Source organism: Candidatus Ruminimicrobium bovinum (assembly GCF_902760015.1).
GTDB classification, from domain to species: domain Bacteria; phylum Elusimicrobiota; class Endomicrobiia; order Endomicrobiales; family Endomicrobiaceae; genus Ruminimicrobium; species Ruminimicrobium bovinum.
Map to the genome: position 1 here is coordinate 1 of NZ_CACWEU010000076.1, position 19816 is coordinate 19816.

The following is a 19816-nucleotide window of genomic DNA, read 5'->3' on the forward strand; positions in this document are numbered from 1 at the left end:
AATTCGTTTAGAAAAAAAAGAAGAGTATAGAGAAGTAGAAAATCTTGTCAGAGAAAGTTTTTGGAATGTGTATCGTCCGGGCTGTTTTGAGCACTATGTTCTTAACCAATTAAGAAACGACAAAGATTTTGTTAAAGAACTTGATTTTGTTATGGAAAAAGACGGTAAATTAATAGGACAAAATATGTTTATGAAAGCAGTTATTAAAGCAGACAACGGAAAAGATATTCCCGTTATGGCTATGGGACCTATTTGTATTGCTAACAAGTTACAAAGAAAAGGTTATGGAAAAAATTTGCTTGACTATTCCATAGATAAAGCAAAAGAACTCGGTTGCGGTGCACTTTGTTTTGAAGGTAATATAGACTTTTACGGGAAAAGCGGATTTACTTTTGCAAGCAAGTTTGGGATAAGATATCACGGTTTGCCCGAAGGAGCAGATTCTTCTTTCTTTTTATGTAAAGAGTTAATACCGGGTTATCTTAACGGAGTTACCGGTGAATATGCTACACCGAAAGGATATTTTGTGGATAAAAAAGAAGCGGAAGAATTTGATAAACAGTTTCCGCCGAAAGAAAAATTAAAACTTCCCGGACAAATTTTTTAGACTATATAAGAAAAAACAAAAAGAAAGATTAAACAAGCACCGGTTATCTGCAACAACAAAGAAATTTTAAAAAATATAAATTATATGGAGTAAATTTATGAACTATAAAAAATTTGGAAATACTTATTATGTTCGTATGGATAAAAACGATGAAATGATTTCTGCAATATTAGATATTTGTAAAAAAGAAAATATCAAATCGGCAACTTTTAACGGCATAGGTGGTTGTAAAACCGCAGAGATACAAACTTTTATCCCACAGCAGGGAACTTTTAAAACAGAAAAACTTGAAGGAATGTTGGAACTTGTTTCTTTTACGGGTAATATTGTAACAGACAATGAAGGAAATCTTCATCATCATACACATGCACTTTATTCTTATGTAAAAAATGAAAAGCATTTTGTGTTATCAGGACATATAAAAAGTTCAACTGTTTTATACACTGCTGAAATTGAACTTCGCCCCGTGACAGGCGGAAGTATCGGTTATAAAAAAGATGCCGAAACAGGGACAGGTTTTTGGGACTTATAAGAAATGAAAACACAAGAAGAAAGATTGAATTATTTGATAGAAGTTTTAAAAAACGAAAATAGTCAATACAAAAATTTTGAAACACCTGCAAGTATTAAAGATAAAAAAGTTATGTTAAGGTCTTTAATGAATATCCGTCCGCCAAAAGAAACTTCTGCCGAAATATTAAAAATTCAAGATGAGTATCTTACCGAAAGAGCAAAAGAAAAATGTATTGTTTATTTAAAAGATATTAAAACTATTAAAGAAAATATTAACAGCAAAAATCCGTATTCACAAAAGATTTCTGTTTGGCAGGGAGATATAACAAAATTATCTTGTGATGCTATAGTAAATGCCGCGAATTCGCAAATGCTCGGTTGTTTTGTCCCGATGCATACTTGTATAGATAACTGTATTCATACTTTTGCAGGTGTTCAATTAAGATATGAATGTAACAAGATAATGAACGAGTTTAGAAAAAAATATGGTGGTGATTATGAACAGCCGACAGCTATTCCGATAATTACCGACGGATATAACCTTCCTGCAAAAAAAGTTATACATATTACAGGACCTATCGTTACAACAAAATTAACAACAGAACTTGAAAATGATTTGGCAAACTGTTACAAAAATATTTTAGATATGTGCTTAAAAAATAATTTAAAGTCCGTAGCATTTTGTTGCATATCTACCGGAGTATTTAATTTCCCAAATGAAAAAGCAGCAGAAATTGCCGTTGAAACAGTTACAAATTGGCTAAAACAAAATGGAAATAAAATTGACAGAATAATATTTAATGTTTTCAAACAAGAAGATAACACATTATATGAAAAACTTCTACAATAATTAATAAGCTATAAACAAAAAAGACAGGAAGAAAAAACTTCCTGTCTTTTTTGTATTTTTAGTTTTAGAAAATTACAAATTATAAATTAAATTTGTAACCTACATTAATTCTAAATGCAGTATACGACAAATCTACACTTTTTACACCGTCACCTTTTTGTTTTCCATAGTCACAACCGTATATCAATTCAAGAATTATATTTTTAAATTCACCGCCTACACCTAAAGCCCAATAAAAACCGCTTTCTATTTCATAATTTGATATTGGTCCGCTATAATTCCATCCGGCTAAACCGATACCCAACTGAGCCAAAGGATAAATAAAGCAAGGATCGTCTTGAGAACCATTTACCAAAAATTTATATTTTATTGCTGCATAAAGATTCGTGAATCCTATTTTGTTATCAGATTTGCTATCAACTTTATGATTTTGTCCCCAAACAAGACCAATACCTAAAAAGAAATTGTTTTCCATATCAAAAAACAAATCTGCTCCTACGGAAATAGCCGAATCTGATGAAAAAGACTCTTTTTTTCCATTATTATCTATTGTTACCTCAGGTGAAAATAAATAACCTATTTTAGGTATCAATTCCAAATTTGTGTCACTTGCCAAAGCCGGTGCCACCAATGCTACCGCCAACAATAATGCTGTAAAAATTTTTTTCATTTTTATCTCCTTTTAAAATTATTTTATCTGACATATAAACATAATTTATTTTTTTGAACCTAATAATGTTAAAGGAACAATAAAAATTGAGACTATAATTGAACCTATTAATGCCGGAACAAAACCGTCTACGGAAAAACCCGGAACAACCCAACCTACAAGCATAAATAACAATGCATTTATAACCAAAGCAACTATAAAGAAAATAATAGAATTGGAAGGTAACGATGCAATTTTAATCAACGGTTTTATAAAAATATTTACTAAAGTTATTACTAAAACAACAAGTAATGCCGATAAAAAACCTGCAACCGAAATACCCGGAACCAAATAAGCCGTTAACATAATAATTACTGCCGCTAAAACCCAACTTAAAATTGTTTTTAACATAATAATTCTCCTTTTTTAATGTAAAGTTTATTATATAAAATTATTAAATATTAAAAAAGCAGGAAAAAAAATTTTTTTCCTGCCTTACATTAGTTATAAATTATACATTATAAATTGTAAATTGTTGTTTTTACCATTTATAATGAGCAAATGCTTTATTGGCTTCTGCCATTTTATGTGTGTTTTCTCTTTTTTTCATAACTGCACCTTCTTTTTTACTTGCATCAATAAATTCCTGTGCAAGTTTATCACACATAGGTCTGCCGGTTTTACTTCTTGCGGATTCCATTATCCAGTTCATAGCAAGTGTGGTTGATCTTATCATAGGAACTTCCATTGGAACCTGATATGTTGCACCACCGACTCTTCTCGGCCTTACTTCAAGTAACGGTCTTGCATTTTCAATAGCTCTGTTGAAAACTTCCAAAGGTTCTTCACCTGTTTTTTCCTTTACTATCTCAAATGCTTTATACATTATTCTTTCTGCTGTTGTTTTTTTGCCGCTGTGATCAAGTTTATTTATAAACCTTGCAACGAGCACCGATTTATAAACCGAATCTCCTTCCGGCATTCCTCTTTTTTCTCTTGGTTTTAATGCTTTTCTTGGCATATTAGTTTTTCCTCTTTACTATATCTTTATTATTTTTTTGCTTTTGCTTTTTTTGCGCCGTATTTACTTCTTGCCTGCATTCTGCCTTCAACACCTGTTGCATCAAGTGTTCCGCGAACTATGTGGTATCTTACACCCGGCAAATCTTTTACTCTTCCGCCCCTTATAAGAACAATTGAATGTTCCTGTAAGTTATGACCTACACCCGGGATATATGAAGTTACTTCATAACCTGATGTAAGTTTTATTCTTGCTACTTTTCTTAGAGCAGAATTAGGTTTCTTAGGAGTAGTTGTATAAACCCTTGTGCACACTCCTCTTCTTTGAGGACAACTTTTCAAAGCAGGAGATTTTGTTTTTTGTAAAACTTTCTTTCTTCCATTTGTAATCAATTGACTAATTGTTGGCATCCTTACCTTCCCTTACTATTTTTTATATTTTAACTACTTTTTTTCTTCTTCAATAGGTTGCAATCCCGTTCCTGCAGGTATCAAGTGACCTATTGTAACATTTTCTTTCAAACCTCTCAACATATCAACTTGTCCTGTAACGGCAGCTTCTGTTAAAATTCTTGTAGTTTCCTGGAAGCTGGCAGCCGATATAAACGAATCGGATGAAAGTGCTGCTTTTGTTATACCTAACAATACCGGTTGTGCTACAGGCGGTTTTCCGCCCTTTTCTTTTATGGCTTTTCTCTCTTCTTCGTATTTATATTTAAGTACTATTTCACCGCTTAAAAACTTACTGTCGCCGGCATCGGTTATTCTGACATTTGAAAGCATTTGTTTTACTATAACTTCAATATGTTTATCGTTTATACCTACACCCTGCAACCTGTAAACCTGTTGTATTTCATTTACAAGGTATTCCTGAACAACTTTAGGACCTTTTACTTTAAGAATATCGTGCGGATTAACTGCACCGTCTGACAAAGCTTCACCTGCTTCAACTTTATCGCCTTCATAAACAACCAAATGACGTCCCAACGGAATTGTATATTCTTTTTCCATCTTTGTATCAGGGTCAACAACTTTAACTTTTAGGGCACCTTTCTTTGTTGCTTCACCGAATTTAACAACACCGTCAATTTCTGAAACTATTGCAACGTTTTTAGGTTTTCTTCCTTCAAAAAGCTCGGCAACTCTGGGTAAACCGCCGGTGATATCTTTCGTTTTTGCAAATTCCTGAGGCATTTTTGCCAATATATCACCTATCTTTATTTCATCTCCGCTTTTTACAACCAATGTCGTTTCAACGGGTAAAGGGTATTCAACTACAACTTTACCGTCTTTTTCTATAACTAATTTGGGTTTATGTTTCCTTGTTCTGTCTTCAATAATTACCCTTTCTATTTGACCGGTAATTTTTGATTTTTCCTTCTGCAAAGTTACACCTTCTTTTACATCAACATACTTCAATTTACCTTCGTATTCGGAAATAATTGATTTTGAATGAGGATCCCATTTTGCAAGTAAAACATGTTTTTTCATTTTTGTTGCAGGATCTTCTTTCAATGTAACTTCCTGTCCGTCTTTAACTTCAATAACGGCTCCGTAAGGAACTTTAAATACTTGTCTTCTTCTAGGAGAATTTTCCGTAAATACAAGTTCCGTATTTCTGCTGACCACCAAAGTTTCGCCGTTTCTGTTTTTAATTGTTTTTAAATTATAAAAATCCGCAGTTCCGTCTTTTTCGGCATAAATTTCCGATTTTTGAACAACCCTGCTTGCTGCTCCACCGATATGGAAAGTTCTAAGTGTAAGCTGGGTTCCGGGTTCACCGATTGACTGAGCGGCAACAACACCTACCGCATCACCGACTTCGGCAAGTCTTCCGGTTGCAGGATTTAAACCGTAGCATTTTGCACATACACCGTGTTTTGCTTCACAAGTAAGCACACTTCTTATACCTATTTTATCAATGCCCGCTTCTCTTAATTTATGTGCTTGTTCTGCGGTTATAAGTTCGCCTCTTTTTACGATTAATTCTTCTCTTATATCATCACCGTCTTGAATAATACCCATAACATTGTCAAGTGCAACTCTTCCTACAATTCTCTCTTCTATTGTTTCTATAACTTCTTCACCTGCCTGCAAATTACCGATAAATACTCCGTTAGGTGTTTTACAATCATGTTCACGAACTACAACATCGTGTGAAACATCAACGAGTTTTCTTGTTAAATAACCTGCATCGGCAGTTTTTAATGCGGTATCGGAAAGACCTTTTCTTCCTCCGTGGGTTGAAAGGAAGTATTCCAATATTGAAAGACCTTCTCTAAAGTTTGATATAATAGGCGTTTCAATAATTTCACCTATACCGCCGGAGAGCTTTTTCTGAGGTTTTGCCATAAGTCCTCTCATACCGGCAAGCTGACGAACCTGCTGTCTTGAACCTCTTGCACCGGAATCCGCCATCATAAATACGGAATTAAATCTGTTGGTATTAGGTTTATACGGCTGTAACTCGTCCTTTTTCATTTCGTCAAACATTATATCTGCAACTTCGTCGGTAACTTTAGTCCAAATATCTATAATTTTATTGTATCTTTCACCTTCCGTTATAAGCCCGAGTTTTGCCTGCTTTTCAATTTCTCTGATTTTTGTTTTTGCATCTTTTACCAAAACTTCTTTTTTGGGCGGAACTTTCATTGCATCTATTGAAATTGAAACACCGGCAAGTGTTGCATATTTGTAACCGAGTTTTTTAATTTCGTCAAGCAATATAACCGTTTTATACTGACCTAATGTTTTAAAACAATTATCTATTATCGAAACCAAATCCTTTTTACCTACGGCTTTATTTATAAAACCGAGTGCATAAGAACCGTCATCGTTTTTAGGTAAATGTTCGTTAAATATTATTCTTCCGACGGTTGTATAATTAGGTTTTGCACCTTTATAATTCTTCCACTTTGAAACATCTCTCTGTTCATCATTCTTTAACTTTGAATCTTTTAAGTTTGTAATACCGAGTACTTTTATTCTTGCATGCAAATCAACCTGCTCCTGTTGATATGCACTTATAACTTCCGAAACCCCGGAGAAAATACTGCCTTCGCCTTTTACTCCGTTTTTCTCTTTCGTTATAAAGCAACTTCCCAAAACGATATCCTGTCCCGGAACCGTTATAGGTCTGCCGGAAGAAGGTGACAAAATATTTTTTGTCGTCATCATAAGCATTTTTGCTTCAAGTTGTGCTTCTATTGAAATAGGAACATGCACTGCCATCTGGTCACCGTCAAAGTCGGCGTTAAATGCCGTACATGTTAAAGGATGAAGCTGTATTGATTTACCTTCAACCAATATAGGTTCAAACGCCTGAATACCAAGACGGTGAAGTGTAGGAGCTCTGTTAAGTAATACGGGATGATCTTTTGTAACTTTTTCCAAAATTCCCCAAACTCTGACGTCGCCTCTTTCAAGTATTCTTCTTGCGGATTTTAATGTTGCACCTTCCTGATTTATAAGTTCTCTTATAATAAAAGGTTTAAACAATTCCAATGCCATTTCCTTAGGAATACCGCATTGGTTCAATTTTAAAGAAGGTCCTACAACGATAACACTTCTTCCGGAATAATCTACCCTTTTACCGAGCAAATTCTGTCTGAACCTTCCCTGTTTACCTTTTAAGGTATCGGATAAAGATTTTAAAACTCTGTTTCCGGGACCTGTTACCGGTCTTTGTAAAGAATCGTTATCAATCAAAGCATCGACGGCTTTTTGTAAAAGTCTTTTTTCGTTATTTATCATAACTGCAGGTGCTTTCAATTGCTCAATATGTCTTAATCTGTTATTTCTGTTGATTATTCTTCTGTATAAATCATTTAAATCGGATGCTGCAAACCTTCCGCCTTCCAAAGCAACCAAAGGCCTTAAATCGGGCGGTATAACAGGAAGAACCGTCAACATCATCCATTCAGGCCTTGTATTTGAATTTTTAAAACCTTCAATTACTCTCAATTTTCTAATAAGTCTTGCCCTTTCGGCATCGGATGACGTATTTGCAATTTCTTTCGATACTGCTTTTTGCTCTTCATCCAAATTTATTTCTTCCAACAATTTTCTTATTGCGGCAGCACCGATATCTACTTTTAAACTTTCACCGAAACCGTTTTCAAACTTTTTGACATCGGCTTCTTCAAGCAACAACGGTGTTTCTATCTTTGTAAAAGTTTTAATTATAGGCATATCCATCCTGAAATTTTCAACTTTTAATTTTCCTTCAAATTGTTTTAAGCTTTCGGGATTTTTTCTTAATTCCAAGAAAACTTTTTCCTTGCTGACATCAAAAAATTCTATTCTTATTTTTCTGTCAACTTCGCCTATTGAAACGGTTTCATCTTTATCGAATGCCGAAGATAAAATTTTCTTCAATTCATTTTTTTGTGAACCGTCAACATCATAAAAATATATCGAATGTGCTTTAAAATAACATTTGTAGTATTTTGCACCGTTTGCTATGTTTTCTTTTATTTTGGAAACTACAACGGACTTTTTTTCACCGCTGTAATCAGCCATTGTTTTTACGGCTTTTTCCAAATATTTCTTTAACTCGTCCTCATCGGCAATATCAAGTTCTTCATAAACAATACCGTCGGAAATATTTTTTAAATCTTCCTTAACGACGGGACTGTTCATTCCGTATTTGAATAAATTATATTCTTCTTCCTTAAGCAATATACCTTTATGTAAAAAAGGAACCAAACCCGAAAAATCTTTTAATGTTTCGGTAACAACATATTTCGTATAATATATAACCTTTTCAAGATCGGATATTTTCATATTCAATAAAATACCTATTCTTGAAGGAGGTTTCTTTAAAAACCACGGATGTGCCACGGGAACTGCCAAATCAATATGACCGAATCTTTCTCTTCTGACTTTAGATTCGGCAACCTCAACACCGCACCTGTCACAAATTACACCTTTATGTTTAATATATTTATATTTTCCGCAATGACATTCCCAGTCCTTGGTTGGTCCGAAAATACAATCACAGAACAAACCGTCTCTCTCGGGTTTAAAAGTTCTGTAATTTATGGTTTCCGGTTTTTTAACTTCTCCGTAAGACCAAGCTCTAATATCATCAGGACTTGCAACAGTTAATTTTACAGCATCAAAATTTAAAAAATTAAGATTCTGCGGTTTTTTGTTTTTCTTTATATTATTATTCATTATGTTGCCCTTCCATTATATTTTTATTACTTATTTTCAGTTTCTTCTTCTTTATTGGCTGCTACCAACTGACCGTTTGCTCCGTTCTTTTTTAGTAATTGAACATTTAAGCCCAATGCCCTAAGTTCATTTACCAAAACTTTAAACGACTCCGGAACACCCGGTTCGGATATGGATTCACCTTTTACGATTGAATCATACATCTTTACTCTGCCGTCAACATCATCGGATTTTACGGTTAAAAATTCCTGTAAAACATGTGATGCGCCGTAAGCTTGTATTGCCCATACTTCCATTTCACCGAACCTCTGACCTCCGAATTGAGCTTTACCGCCCAACGGCTGCCTTGTAATAAGTGAGTAAGGACCTGTTGACCTTGCATGCATTTTATCTTCAACCAAATGGTTAAGTTTTAACATATACATTACGCCGATTGTAACTTTTTCCATAAAAGGTTCACCTGTTCTGCCGTCATACAATGTAATCTGGCAATCATCGGTAGGTAAATAATTTTGTTTGTAATTTTCCATAGCATCTTTCAATTGTTTACCTTCAAAACCTCTTTGTTTAAATTCGGCTTCTTTCTGTTCGATAAGTAACTGTTTTGCTTTTCTAACCTGCTCTTTTACCTGCTCTTCGCTTGCGCCGTCAAATACCGGTGTAACCATCTGGGTATTTAACACTTTTCCCGCCCAGCCGAGCATGGATTCCAACAACTGCCCTACATTCATACGAGAAGGAATTGCAAGCGGAGAAAGAACACAATCTACCGGTGTTCCGTCCGGTAACCTTGGCATATCCTCAACAGGTAATATTCTTGAAACAATACCTTTGTTTCCGTGTCTTCCCGCAAGTTTATCACCGACTTGAACTTTCAATTTGGAAGCTATGTAAACTTTTACTATTTTATTTACGGAAACCGGTAACTCATCACCTTTTTTAAACCTGTCTTTAAGTTTTTCGTATTCCTGTTTTAAAATACTTTCTTTTTCCTCATACAAAGCTTCCAATTTTTTCACATTGGATTTTGAAGCATTTGACAAAACTTCTTTCTTTTCTTTTTCCAATTTTAATTTGGCTGCTTTATATGTTGAAGTCATTTCTTCCTGTTTTCTTTTAACTTCTTTGTCAGTCAATTTTTCTCTTCTGACAAATGTTCTGACGGCTAAAATTTTACCTGCCGTTCCGGGAGAAACTCTTAAAGAAACATCCTGAACATCTTCCGCTTTTTTACCGAATAAAACCCTTAAAAGTCTTTCTTCGGGAGTAGTTTGCTGTTCGCCTTTAGGAGCTGTTTTACCTACCAAAATATCTCCTCTTTGAACCGTTGCACCTACTCTTATAACTCCGTTTTCGTCCAAATCCAATAAGTCCTCGGCACCTACGTTAGGAATATCTTTTGTAATTTCTTCAGGTCTTCCTTTTGTGGTTTCTCTTGCTTCTGTTTCAAATTCTCTTATATGAATTGACGTAAATTTATCATCCTGAACTAATTTCTCCGATAACAATATAGCATCTTCAAAGTTATATCCGTTCCAAGGCATAAATGCTATAAGTAAATTTTGTCCCAACGACAATTGTCCGTTTTTAGTTCCGTGTCCGTCGGCTATAACCTGCCCCTTCTTTACTTTATCACCGACCTTAACCATAGGAATATGGTTTATACATGTATCCTGGTTGGACCTTAAATATTTACTTAATTTATGAACGGCTACACCGTCTTTGCTGTTCCATACCATTATTTCATCGGCTGAAACGGATACTACTTCACCTTCTATTTTTGAAAGAACAACCGTTCCGGAATCCCTTGCTACTTTATCTTCAACACCGGTGCAAACCAAAGGTTGTTCGGTAACAAGTAAAGGAACCGCCTGTCTTTGCATGTTACAACCCATCAAAGCTCTGTTTGCATCATCGTGTTCCAAGAAAGGTATAAGAGCTGCCGATATGGAAACAACCTGCATAGGAGAAATATCCATATAATCAACTTTTTCAGGTGTTTTAAACAAGAAATCATTCCAGTGTCTTCCCTGAACCTGATCCGTCATAAAATTACCTTTTTGATCAACGGGAGTATTTGCCTGTGCTACAAAAAAGTCGTCTTCTACGTCGGCTGTCATATATTCAACTTTATCCGTAACTTTTCCGTTTTCAACTTTCTTATAAGGGCTTTCTATTAAGCCGTATTTATTTACTTTTGCATAACTTGCAAGAGATGTTATAAGACCGATGTTCGGTCCTTCAGGCGTTTCGATTGGACATACACGACCGTAATGAGTATAATGAACATCTCTAACTTCAAAACCCGCTCTTTTTCTGTTAAGACCTCCCGGCCCTAAAGCCGAAAGTCTTCTTTTATGGGTAAGTTCTGCCAAAGGATTAATTTGGTCCATAAATTGAGAAAGCTGCGAAGTTCCGAAAAATTTTCTTATTTGAGCAACAAAAGGAGTTATATTAATTAAGGACCTCGGTGTAACGGTTGCTTTATCCTGGTTGTTCATGTATTCTTTTACAAGCCGTGCCATTTGAACAAGCCCGATTCTTACCTGATTTTCAAGCAATTCACCGACCGAACGAACTCTTCTGTTACCTAAATGGTCTATATCGTCAACACCCAATTTCATTTTTTTGTTACCTTCTTTAAATTCGGTATCACCGTTATAAATCATCAAAAGATATTTTATTGTTGCAACAATATCTTCTTTTACAACGGTTCTTTTATTTTCCGAAGGTATTGATAAATTAAAATTGTTTTTATAGTATTCGTATATAGGACCTAATTTTTTTAAATTTTTATATCTTCCGATAGTCGTAAAATCATATCTTCTTACGGAATTAAACAACAACTCGTCCAAGAAACCTTGTGCTCTTTCCTGAACAATAAATTCCTGTGTTTTTAAAACCTTGTAAATATGATTTACGGCTTCTTTTTGTGTTTTTATGGTATCTTTCTTCAATGTTAATAAAATTGTGGTATCCTTAAATACAACAACCGAAGAAAGTCCCTTTGCTTTCATCTTTTCAATAACCGGTTCGGTTAATTCTTTTCCTGCATCAAAAAGAATTTCGCCGGTTGCTTTATCATATATATCATCGGCAAGACATTCGTTTGCCAATGCAGACGGTGCCATATCCAAAGAAACCGTCTTCGTATCTCTAAATAAGTTTAATATTTCAATATCACTTTCAAAACCGATAGCTCTAAGTAAAGTAGTGGCTAAAATTTTTCTTTTTCTGTCGATTCTGACATAAAGGAGACCGTTTTGATCGAATTCAAATTCAATCCAAGCACCTCTGTAAGGAATTATCCTTGCAAAGTATAAAGGTTTACCGAAAACGGTAACTTTCTTTTCTTCATCTTCTTCAAATATAACACCGGGAGAACGGTGAATTTGACTGACGACAACTCTCTCGGCACCGTTTATAACAAATGTTGCCGTATCCGTCATTAAAGGAATTTCACCGAAATAAACTTCCTGCTCGGAAATTTGTTTTATTTTACCGTCATCTTTTTTATGAGATAACCTTAATTGAACTTTTAACGGAGCCGCATAGGTTTCATCTCTGGCAATGGATTCTTCAACCGAATATTTCGGTTCACCGAAAGAATAGGAAATATAATCCATTATTAAACTTCCGTCGGAATTCGTCAACGGAAATACATCTTTAAAAGCACCTTCCAAACCTTGAAGTTTTCTCTTAGCCGGCTCAACATTCATTTGCAAAAAATCTGCAAAAGAATCTTTCTGCATACTAAGTAATAAAGGCGGATCAATATGTGAAACTATTTTACCAAAGTTTACTCTTTTCATGAATAGACCTATCTTTATTTATTTTTTTGTAATAACAAAGACAATATTAAGTATAAATTCATACTTAATATCATCTTTATTAGCACTTATTTATTTTAAAATTACTTTTTCTGCTTAAAGCCATTGTTTGTCAGAAACTTAATTACTTAAGTTCAACTGTTGCACCGGCTTCTGTAAGTTTTTTCTTCATTTCTTCAGCATCTGCTTTTGAAACATTTTCTTTAACTGTTTTAGGTGCACCGTCAACTAAGTCTTTAGCTTCTTTCAAGCCCAAACCTGTTATTTCTCTAACAACTTTAATCACACCTATTTTGCTTGCACCTGCATTTGCCAAAACAACCGTAAATTCGGTTTTTTCTTCTGCTGCTGCACCGCCGGCTGCTGCTGCAGGAGCTGCTGCTACCGCTACCGGAGCTGCTGCTGAAACTCCGAATTTTTCTTCCAAAGCTTTTACCAATTCTGCCATTTCTAATACCGACATTGAAGAAATTTCTTCAATTAATTGATCTTTTGTTAATGCCATTTTACTAACTCCCCCGTTCAAATTTACTTTAATTTTATTTTTTACTTCTTTTAAATCATTAAAATTATACATCCTGCATTTTACAAATGTATATTAAGCTGCTTTCTCTTTTTGTTCTTTAATTGCATTTAAAACACATACAAAATTTCTTGTAACGGCACTTAATACGCCGACAAAATTAGAAATAGGTGCATTCATGCTGCCAAGCATTTTGCCGATGAGAACTTCTTTTGTAGGTAAAGCTGCTAATGAACTTATTTCATTTTTTGCTAATACTTTGCCGTCCAATAAACCGGCTTTTATAACCAATTTATCACACTTTTTTGCAAATTCGGAAACTATTTTTGCAGGAGAAACAGGATCATCGGATTCAACAACTACGGCAGTGGGACCTTCAAAATATTCATTAACCGATTCCAACCCGATTTCTTTTAAAGCGATTTTTCCCAAAGTATTTTTTACAACAACATACTCACATCCGCATTTTCTTAACTGATTTCTTAAATCCGAAATTTGAGCAACGGAAAGCCCCTGATATTGGGTCATTATCATACCTTTCATTGCTTTAAACTTTTCAGCGAGATTTTTAACCTCTTGTTGATTTTTTAAATTTGGCATCTTTTTACTCCTAAGTATATCTTCACTTTTTAAATTAAAAATAAAAAAAACTTCTCAAAGAGAGAAGTTTAAATACATAAAAAACATATTTTCTTCGTCTCGGTAAGATTAGAATAAAATTCTATTTTAATGTTTTTAACATCTTACTGTCTTTGACTTTATGCACCGCAAAATTAAAACTGCTAAAGAACTAATGGGTAAATTGTAATAAAAAAAAATTTTTTTGTCAAGTAAAATTTATAAAACAATTTTAATTATGCAAAATCTTTTTCAGCAATATCTTTTAAAGAAACATAATCTGTTTTTCCGTTACCCATCAAAAGCATTTCATCAAGTATTTTTATTTTTCGAGGGACAAACAAATCGCTAAAACCGAGCTTTTTAAAATTTGTACTTATTTCGCTTGCGGTAGTATTTGGCCTTGTTGTAAAAAGAATAAGCTGTTCACCTTTTTTTTCATCGGCAATTGCAACAACAGCATATTGAAAATCCGCCCAAATCGATGAAAGTGTTTCTTCAACGGCAGTAAGCGAAACCATCTCGCCTGCTATTTTTGCAAACCTTTTTGCCCTGCCTTTTATTGTAATAAACCTGTCTTTATCAAAATCCACAATATCACCCGTATCGTACCATCCGTCTTTTAACGGTTGTATAACACCGGGCTTATCGCTTTTAATGTAACCGAGCATAACATTTTTACCTTTTACAACTAATTTTTTGCCGTCTTTAATTCCCGGGACTTCTTCAAGTTTAACTTCTATCCCCGGAAAAATTCTACCGACAGAACCTTTCTTATGATACATAGTCGTATTTACCGAAAGAACAGGGGCCGTTTCGGTTGCTCCGTAACCTTCCAAAAGATTTATACCGAAATTTGTAAATAAAGTTTTAAAAGTTTCTTCTTTCACTCTTTCCGCACCGACAACAGCAACCCTTATCGAGTAAAAATCATAAGCATGTGCATTTTTACCGTAACCGGCAAAAAAAGTAGGTGTCGTAAAGGTAACTGTGGAATTCGTATCATAAATAAGTTCCGGTATAATTTTATAATGAAGCGGTGTAGGATAGTAAAAAATTTTCACTCCTCTTGAAACAGGCAAAATCATTCCGCATGTAAAGCCGAAAGAATGAAATATCGGAAGCGCCATAAAAAAACTGTCCAAAATATCAAAAAACAAAATGGAATTTATTTGGTTCATATTGGCTTGAATATTTTCATGGCTTAAAGCAACTCCTTTGGGAACACCTTCGGAACCGCTTGTAAAAAGAACAACCGCAGGATCTTTATGAGAAACATTACCTTTAATTTTATTGTAGTAATACCTTGGGAAAAACGATGCTAAAACTCCGATTAATTTTTCTTTTAAAGTTATTTCTTTTTTTAAATTTTCAAGATAAATTATTTCAATATTTTCTTTTTCCAAAGTTGCTATAAGTTCTTCAAAACCGCCTTTTATAACAAATTGTTTTGATGTATATACTGTTTTTATTGCAGCCGTTTTACAACATGAAATCATATTTTTTATACCTGTAGAAAAATTTAACATACACGGAACAATATTGTATGCAAACATTCCGTAAACGGCAACAACGGCAGCAACCGCATTCGGAAGAAGTACACCTGCAAACTCTTTTTGTTTACTGTGCTTTGCAAATTGTTTTCCCAAAACAAAAGCTCCGGTCAATAACTGACCGTAATTTATAGGTTTTCTTGCAATATCTTCTATAATTTTTTTTCTTCTTCCGGCAAAATCCTTTGCTTCAATCAACGATTCAAATAAAGTTTTATCAGACCTTGCCGAATAATATTTTGCATCCGTCATAATATCAAAAAGCTGTTTTGTAATTTCTTTTTTTCTTTCTTCTCCTTTCAGAGAAGAATCAACTTTTAATTTTGTCGGTTTAAAAATATTTACGCTTACCTGTTTTTTCGGTTTTACTTTAAATTGTTTTCCGAAAGGAGAAAGTATTTTATATTGTGTTCCGTCTATATATATGGGAACTATGCTTGCATCGGTTTTATCGGCAATCATTGCAGGACCGGGATATATTTTCATCATACTTCCAGTAGTTGAAATTCTTCCCTCGGGATAAATAACAACTTTGCTTCCTTTTTCTACTTCACTTATGATTGTTTTTAATGCCATGGGACTGTTCGGCTCTATTTGAAAAAATTTTACAACGTTTAAAAAAGGTTTAACATACCATTTTTTCGCAATTATCGGATTTATCGTAAAACATAAATCTTCCGGAATAAAAGCCCATATCAAAACGACATCCAAAAAAGAATTATGATTTGCAACAAATAATACTTTTCCCTGTAAATTTTTTATATTCTCCAAACCGTTAATTTTTACTTTAAAAAAATATTTTAAAATAAATGTAACAAATTTTTTATTAAGTATTATCTTCAATAATTTATCCATTTGTTTCTTTAAACATTTCCTGTAATTTTAAATAATCAACCGTTCCGGTTCCCGTAATTGGAATATTTTCCGTAATTACAATTTCATCCGGAATAACAAAATTTTCCATTTGTTGCTCACCGGCTATTTTTTCCAAATCCTGTTTTGTTGCGTCCTTATATGTTGTAAAAAGTATTATTTCTTTTTTTCTGTTACGTAAAATTCTTATCATCGCATGTTTGGAATCCTTCCAAATGTTCGATATCATAACTTCCAATTCAGTTAACGAAACAGGTTCGCCGTCAACTTTTACAAATCTTTTTGACTTACCTTTCATAAATATAAATTTATCTTTATCTATTTCAACAATATCGCCCGTATCAAACCAATTATCATCATTCTTTTTTGATATCAATTGTTTATTTTCAATATAATAATCGGCAACATTCGGTCCTTTTACAAGCAAATGGCTTGCACCTACAAAGGCCGTTGTTGATTCAAGTTTACATTCCATCGCCGGCAACATTCTGCCGACACTGTATTGTTTAAAATACATAGGAGTATTTATTGATATTGTAGAAGATGTTTCGGTTGTCCCGTAAGCTTCAAAAATTCTTTTACCGAAATTTTCCTCCCACATTTTAATTGTTTCTTCTTTAAGTTTTTCGATTCCGGAAATTACATATCTTATGGAATAGAAATCGTAAGGATGTGCATTTTGTGCATAACCGCTAAGAAAAGTATCCGTTCCTAAAAGAACCGTTGAACTTGTATCATAAACAAGTTCCGAAACCATTTTGTAATGCAGCGGTGAATGATAAACAAAAACCTTTATTCCTCTGAGTAACGGTAATAAAATACCGGCAATAAAACCCAAAGATGAAAATATCGGCATTGAATTAAAAAACCTGTCGGCTATACCGAAATCCATAACGCTTGAAATTTGTGCAACGGAAGCTTGAATATTCTTATGTGTCAAAACTACGGTTTTTGATTTTCCTCCGGAAGAGCCCGTAAACATAATAACGGCAGGGCTTTCGTTATTAAAATCAGGACATATTTGCTTATAATAATAATTCGGAAAATAAGACATTAACCATGAAAATATCTTATTGAAAACATTTATACTTTCTTTTAAATCTTCCTCATAAATAATCTTTATATTACGTTCTATCAGTTTTTCTATTATATTATTGGGCTTAAATTCTCTTATAAAATCTTTTGAAGTATATACCGTTTTTATTCCGGCGTTTTCAATACAATTTAAAATATTTTCCGTATTATCGGTATAATTTATCATTGCGGGAATTCTGCCTGTTGACGATAAAGCAAAAAATATTTCTACTGTGGTTTTTGTATTTGCCAACATAACACCGATATATTCTCCGGCGGATGTTTGTTTTTTTATTTTATTTGCAAAAGAAAAAACATCGCATAATAAACCGCCCATTGATACCGACTGTCTTTTTATATCATCTAAAATTTCTTTACTTCTGCCTACCAGTGAAATATTCTGTATCAAAGAACAAAAAAGCGTTTTATTTGAAAAATTACTTGCAAATTTCATTTCGCACATAATATCATAAAGTTTTGTCATTGCAATATTTCTTCTTCTGTTTTCGGATGCCGATTTTGCAACATCCAATTTCCTTGCGGGAAGGACGGTAAGTTTGATTTTTCTTTGTCTTTTACTTTTCGTTTTTGTTCCGAAATAAGAAAAATCCGAATACTGAATACCTTCTATGCATATAGGTAAAATATCGGCATTACTTTTATCGGCAACAACGGCAGGACCTGGATAAACTTTCATAAGCCCGCCGGTAGTTGTAATTCTTCCCTCCGGAAAAATTGCAACAATTCCGCCTTTTTTCAATTCATCTACTATTGATTTAACAACCATTACATTTGAATTGTCCATAGGGAAATATTTTATTGTTTTTAAAAAAGGTTGAACCCACCATTTTTTAGTAACATCACTGTTTATTGCAAAAGATACTTTTTCCCCGAATACAACCGATAAAATTATTCCGTCCAAAAAAGATGTATGGTTTGCAATTATTAAAGTTCCGGCTTTACAATTATCAAAATGCTGTTTTCCCACAACTTCTATTGAATAAAAAATGTTTAATACTCTGCCTATAATTAATCTTAATAAATGCGCCGGCAACAAACTGCATATATAAACAGCCGCTACAAAATTAAATAATGCAATTATTGTTAAAATAACGGGGACAGCCAAATTTATTTTTATAAATATCAAACATACCGCCGAACCTGCAATCATAAACAAAATATTTACTATATTGTTTGCGGCAATTACTCTTGCCCTTATTTTTCTGCTTGCCAAAACCTGTAACAATGTCATAATCGGAACTATATAAAGTCCGGCAAAAACCGAAAATGCAAGTAAATCAATTATTACTCTTATTCCGGGAAAAGTAAAGATAAATTTTCTGATGGAAACATCCGTCAAAAGTAACAAATCCAAATCTTTTGCAACAAAAGATAAATCCAACATAAAAATAGTCATTAACAAAACGGAAATCGGAATATGTTTCAGTGAAATTTCTTTTTTCAATAAAAAATATGATAACAATGAACCTAAACAAATTCCGCATGCAAACAGTATTATTAAAAACATATATGAACTTCGTTGATTTTGTAAAACTACAAGTGCAAAATTAGGTATTTGCGAAACTAAAACAACCGCTATAAACCAAAACCAAGATATACCCAAGATACATAAATAAATATCATGGGAATATTTAAAATATTTTATATTGTTAAAAGTTGTTTTAATAAAATTTAAAGAAATTTGAAATGTTTGTTTTGACTCTTTTAATTTAGGAATAAATAATGAAGCTAAAAAACCTGTTGCAGCAACGGAAATAAATACGATAAAAAGAATTTTTGTATCGACAAAATAAGTAAAAGAACCGAATAATATTCCCAAAAACATTGCGGCATAAGTTCCTATTTGAATAAGACTGTTTCCTGCTATCAATTTATCCTTTTCCAATATTTCCGGTAAAATACTGAATTTAATCGGTCCAAGTAATGCCGATAATGTTCCCATCAAAAAAATACATATAAGTAAAATCCAAATATTACTTACAGTAAATCCTATAACGGCAATAAGTGCCACAATTAACTGCAAAAACTTTATTCTTCTTATAAGGTAATCTTTTTCATATTTGTCGGCAATTTCACCGGCAACTGCAGAAAATAATAAGGAAGGCAACATAAATAAAGCAATTAAAAAAGAAGCTATTATATATCTTGTATTAAGAGATAACGATAACGGTGTAAATATCAAAAAAATTATTAATGCAATTCTAAAAAAATTATCGTTAAATGTTCCTAAAAACTGAGATATATAAAAATAAATATATGAACGGCTGAATAATACTTTTATTAAATTCTTTAAAGTTACCATGAATATATATATTCTATAAAAATATAATCTTAAAATGCAAAGAAAAAACATTTTGTGTTTTATCAAATTACGAAATTACGGTATTATTGGTTTATAAAACATTTAAATTTTGTAAAATTTTTGGAAAAGTTAAAACACATATGCGACATTTAAGAAGTTAAAAAAAGGTGTTGCAATGCAAATAAAAAATATAACATATGGCATG

At 33.2% G+C, this 19816-nt stretch carries 13 protein-coding genes; 3 read left to right on the forward strand and 10 right to left on the reverse strand.

All coding sequences use genetic code 11. From position 1 onward, the window contains the following. The first annotated feature begins 1 nt into the window (after window position 1). The 3 genes from ACMUOV_RS02640 to ACMUOV_RS02650 all read left to right on the forward strand — a co-directional run bounded on the left by ACMUOV_RS02640 (window position 2) and on the right by ACMUOV_RS02650 (window position 1970). The gene (locus ACMUOV_RS02640) at window positions 2–607 is read left to right on the forward strand and encodes a GNAT family N-acetyltransferase (RefSeq protein ID WP_413853500.1); all 606 of its coding nucleotides are present in this window, start codon (window positions 2–4) and stop codon (window positions 605–607) included. Between the two features lie 97 nt (window positions 608–704). Further along, a complete protein-coding gene (locus ACMUOV_RS02645) occupies window positions 705–1139 on the forward strand; it encodes a PPC domain-containing DNA-binding protein (RefSeq protein WP_413853501.1) in 435 nt (144 codons plus the stop codon). 3 nt (window positions 1140–1142) lie between these two features. Further along, entirely contained in the window at window positions 1143–1970 is an 828-nt protein-coding gene (locus ACMUOV_RS02650) for a protein-ADP-ribose hydrolase (protein ID WP_413853502.1), read from the forward strand. Between the two features lie 79 nt (window positions 1971–2049). Here the strand turns inward: ACMUOV_RS02650 and ACMUOV_RS02655 are convergent, their stop codons facing one another. The 10 genes from ACMUOV_RS02655 to ACMUOV_RS02700 form a co-directional block, all read right to left on the reverse strand. Then, window positions 2050–2640, reverse strand: a complete 591-nt coding sequence (locus tag ACMUOV_RS02655) for an outer membrane beta-barrel protein (RefSeq protein ID WP_413853503.1) — start codon at window positions 2638–2640, stop codon at window positions 2050–2052. Window positions 2641–2685: 45 nt separating this feature from the next. Next, on the reverse strand, window positions 2686–3030 hold the full coding sequence (locus ACMUOV_RS02660; protein ID WP_413853504.1) for a phage holin family protein: 345 nt from the start codon (window positions 3028–3030) through the stop codon (window positions 2686–2688). Window positions 3031–3160: 130 nt separating this feature from the next. Beyond that, window positions 3161–3640 carry a 30S ribosomal protein S7 gene (rpsG, locus tag ACMUOV_RS02665; RefSeq protein ID WP_413853505.1) on the reverse strand — a complete coding sequence of 160 codons (480 nt, stop codon included), beginning with the start codon at window positions 3638–3640 and terminating at the stop codon, window positions 3161–3163. 29 nt (window positions 3641–3669) lie between these two features. After that, the gene (gene rpsL / locus ACMUOV_RS02670; RefSeq protein ID WP_413853506.1) at window positions 3670–4050 is read right to left on the reverse strand and encodes a 30S ribosomal protein S12; all 381 of its coding nucleotides are present in this window, start codon (window positions 4048–4050) and stop codon (window positions 3670–3672) included. A gap of 33 nt (window positions 4051–4083) precedes the next feature. Next, window positions 4084–8817, reverse strand: coding sequence for a DNA-directed RNA polymerase subunit beta' (gene rpoC, locus ACMUOV_RS02675; protein WP_413853507.1), 4734 nt, complete (start codon window positions 8815–8817; stop codon window positions 4084–4086). A 26-nt stretch (window positions 8818–8843) separates the two neighbouring features. Continuing rightward, window positions 8844–12629, reverse strand: a complete 3786-nt coding sequence (rpoB, locus tag ACMUOV_RS02680; protein ID WP_413853508.1) for a DNA-directed RNA polymerase subunit beta — start codon at window positions 12627–12629, stop codon at window positions 8844–8846. Between the two features lie 142 nt (window positions 12630–12771). After that, the gene (rplL, locus tag ACMUOV_RS02685; RefSeq protein ID WP_413853512.1) at window positions 12772–13152 is read right to left on the reverse strand and encodes a 50S ribosomal protein L7/L12; all 381 of its coding nucleotides are present in this window, start codon (window positions 13150–13152) and stop codon (window positions 12772–12774) included. 93 nt (window positions 13153–13245) lie between these two features. After that, window positions 13246–13770 carry a 50S ribosomal protein L10 gene (gene rplJ, locus ACMUOV_RS02690; RefSeq protein WP_413853509.1) on the reverse strand — a complete coding sequence of 175 codons (525 nt, stop codon included), beginning with the start codon at window positions 13768–13770 and terminating at the stop codon, window positions 13246–13248. Between the two features lie 254 nt (window positions 13771–14024). Continuing rightward, window positions 14025–16196 (reverse strand): AMP-binding protein, encoded by a 2172-nt coding sequence (locus ACMUOV_RS02695; protein WP_413853510.1) that lies wholly within the window; start codon window positions 16194–16196, stop codon window positions 14025–14027. Continuing rightward, on the reverse strand, window positions 16189–19611 hold the full coding sequence (locus tag ACMUOV_RS02700) for an MFS transporter (protein ID WP_413853511.1): 3423 nt from the start codon (window positions 19609–19611) through the stop codon (window positions 16189–16191). The genes ACMUOV_RS02695 and ACMUOV_RS02700 overlap by 8 nt, the downstream gene beginning before the upstream one ends. Window positions 19612–19816: the final 205 nt, after the last annotated feature.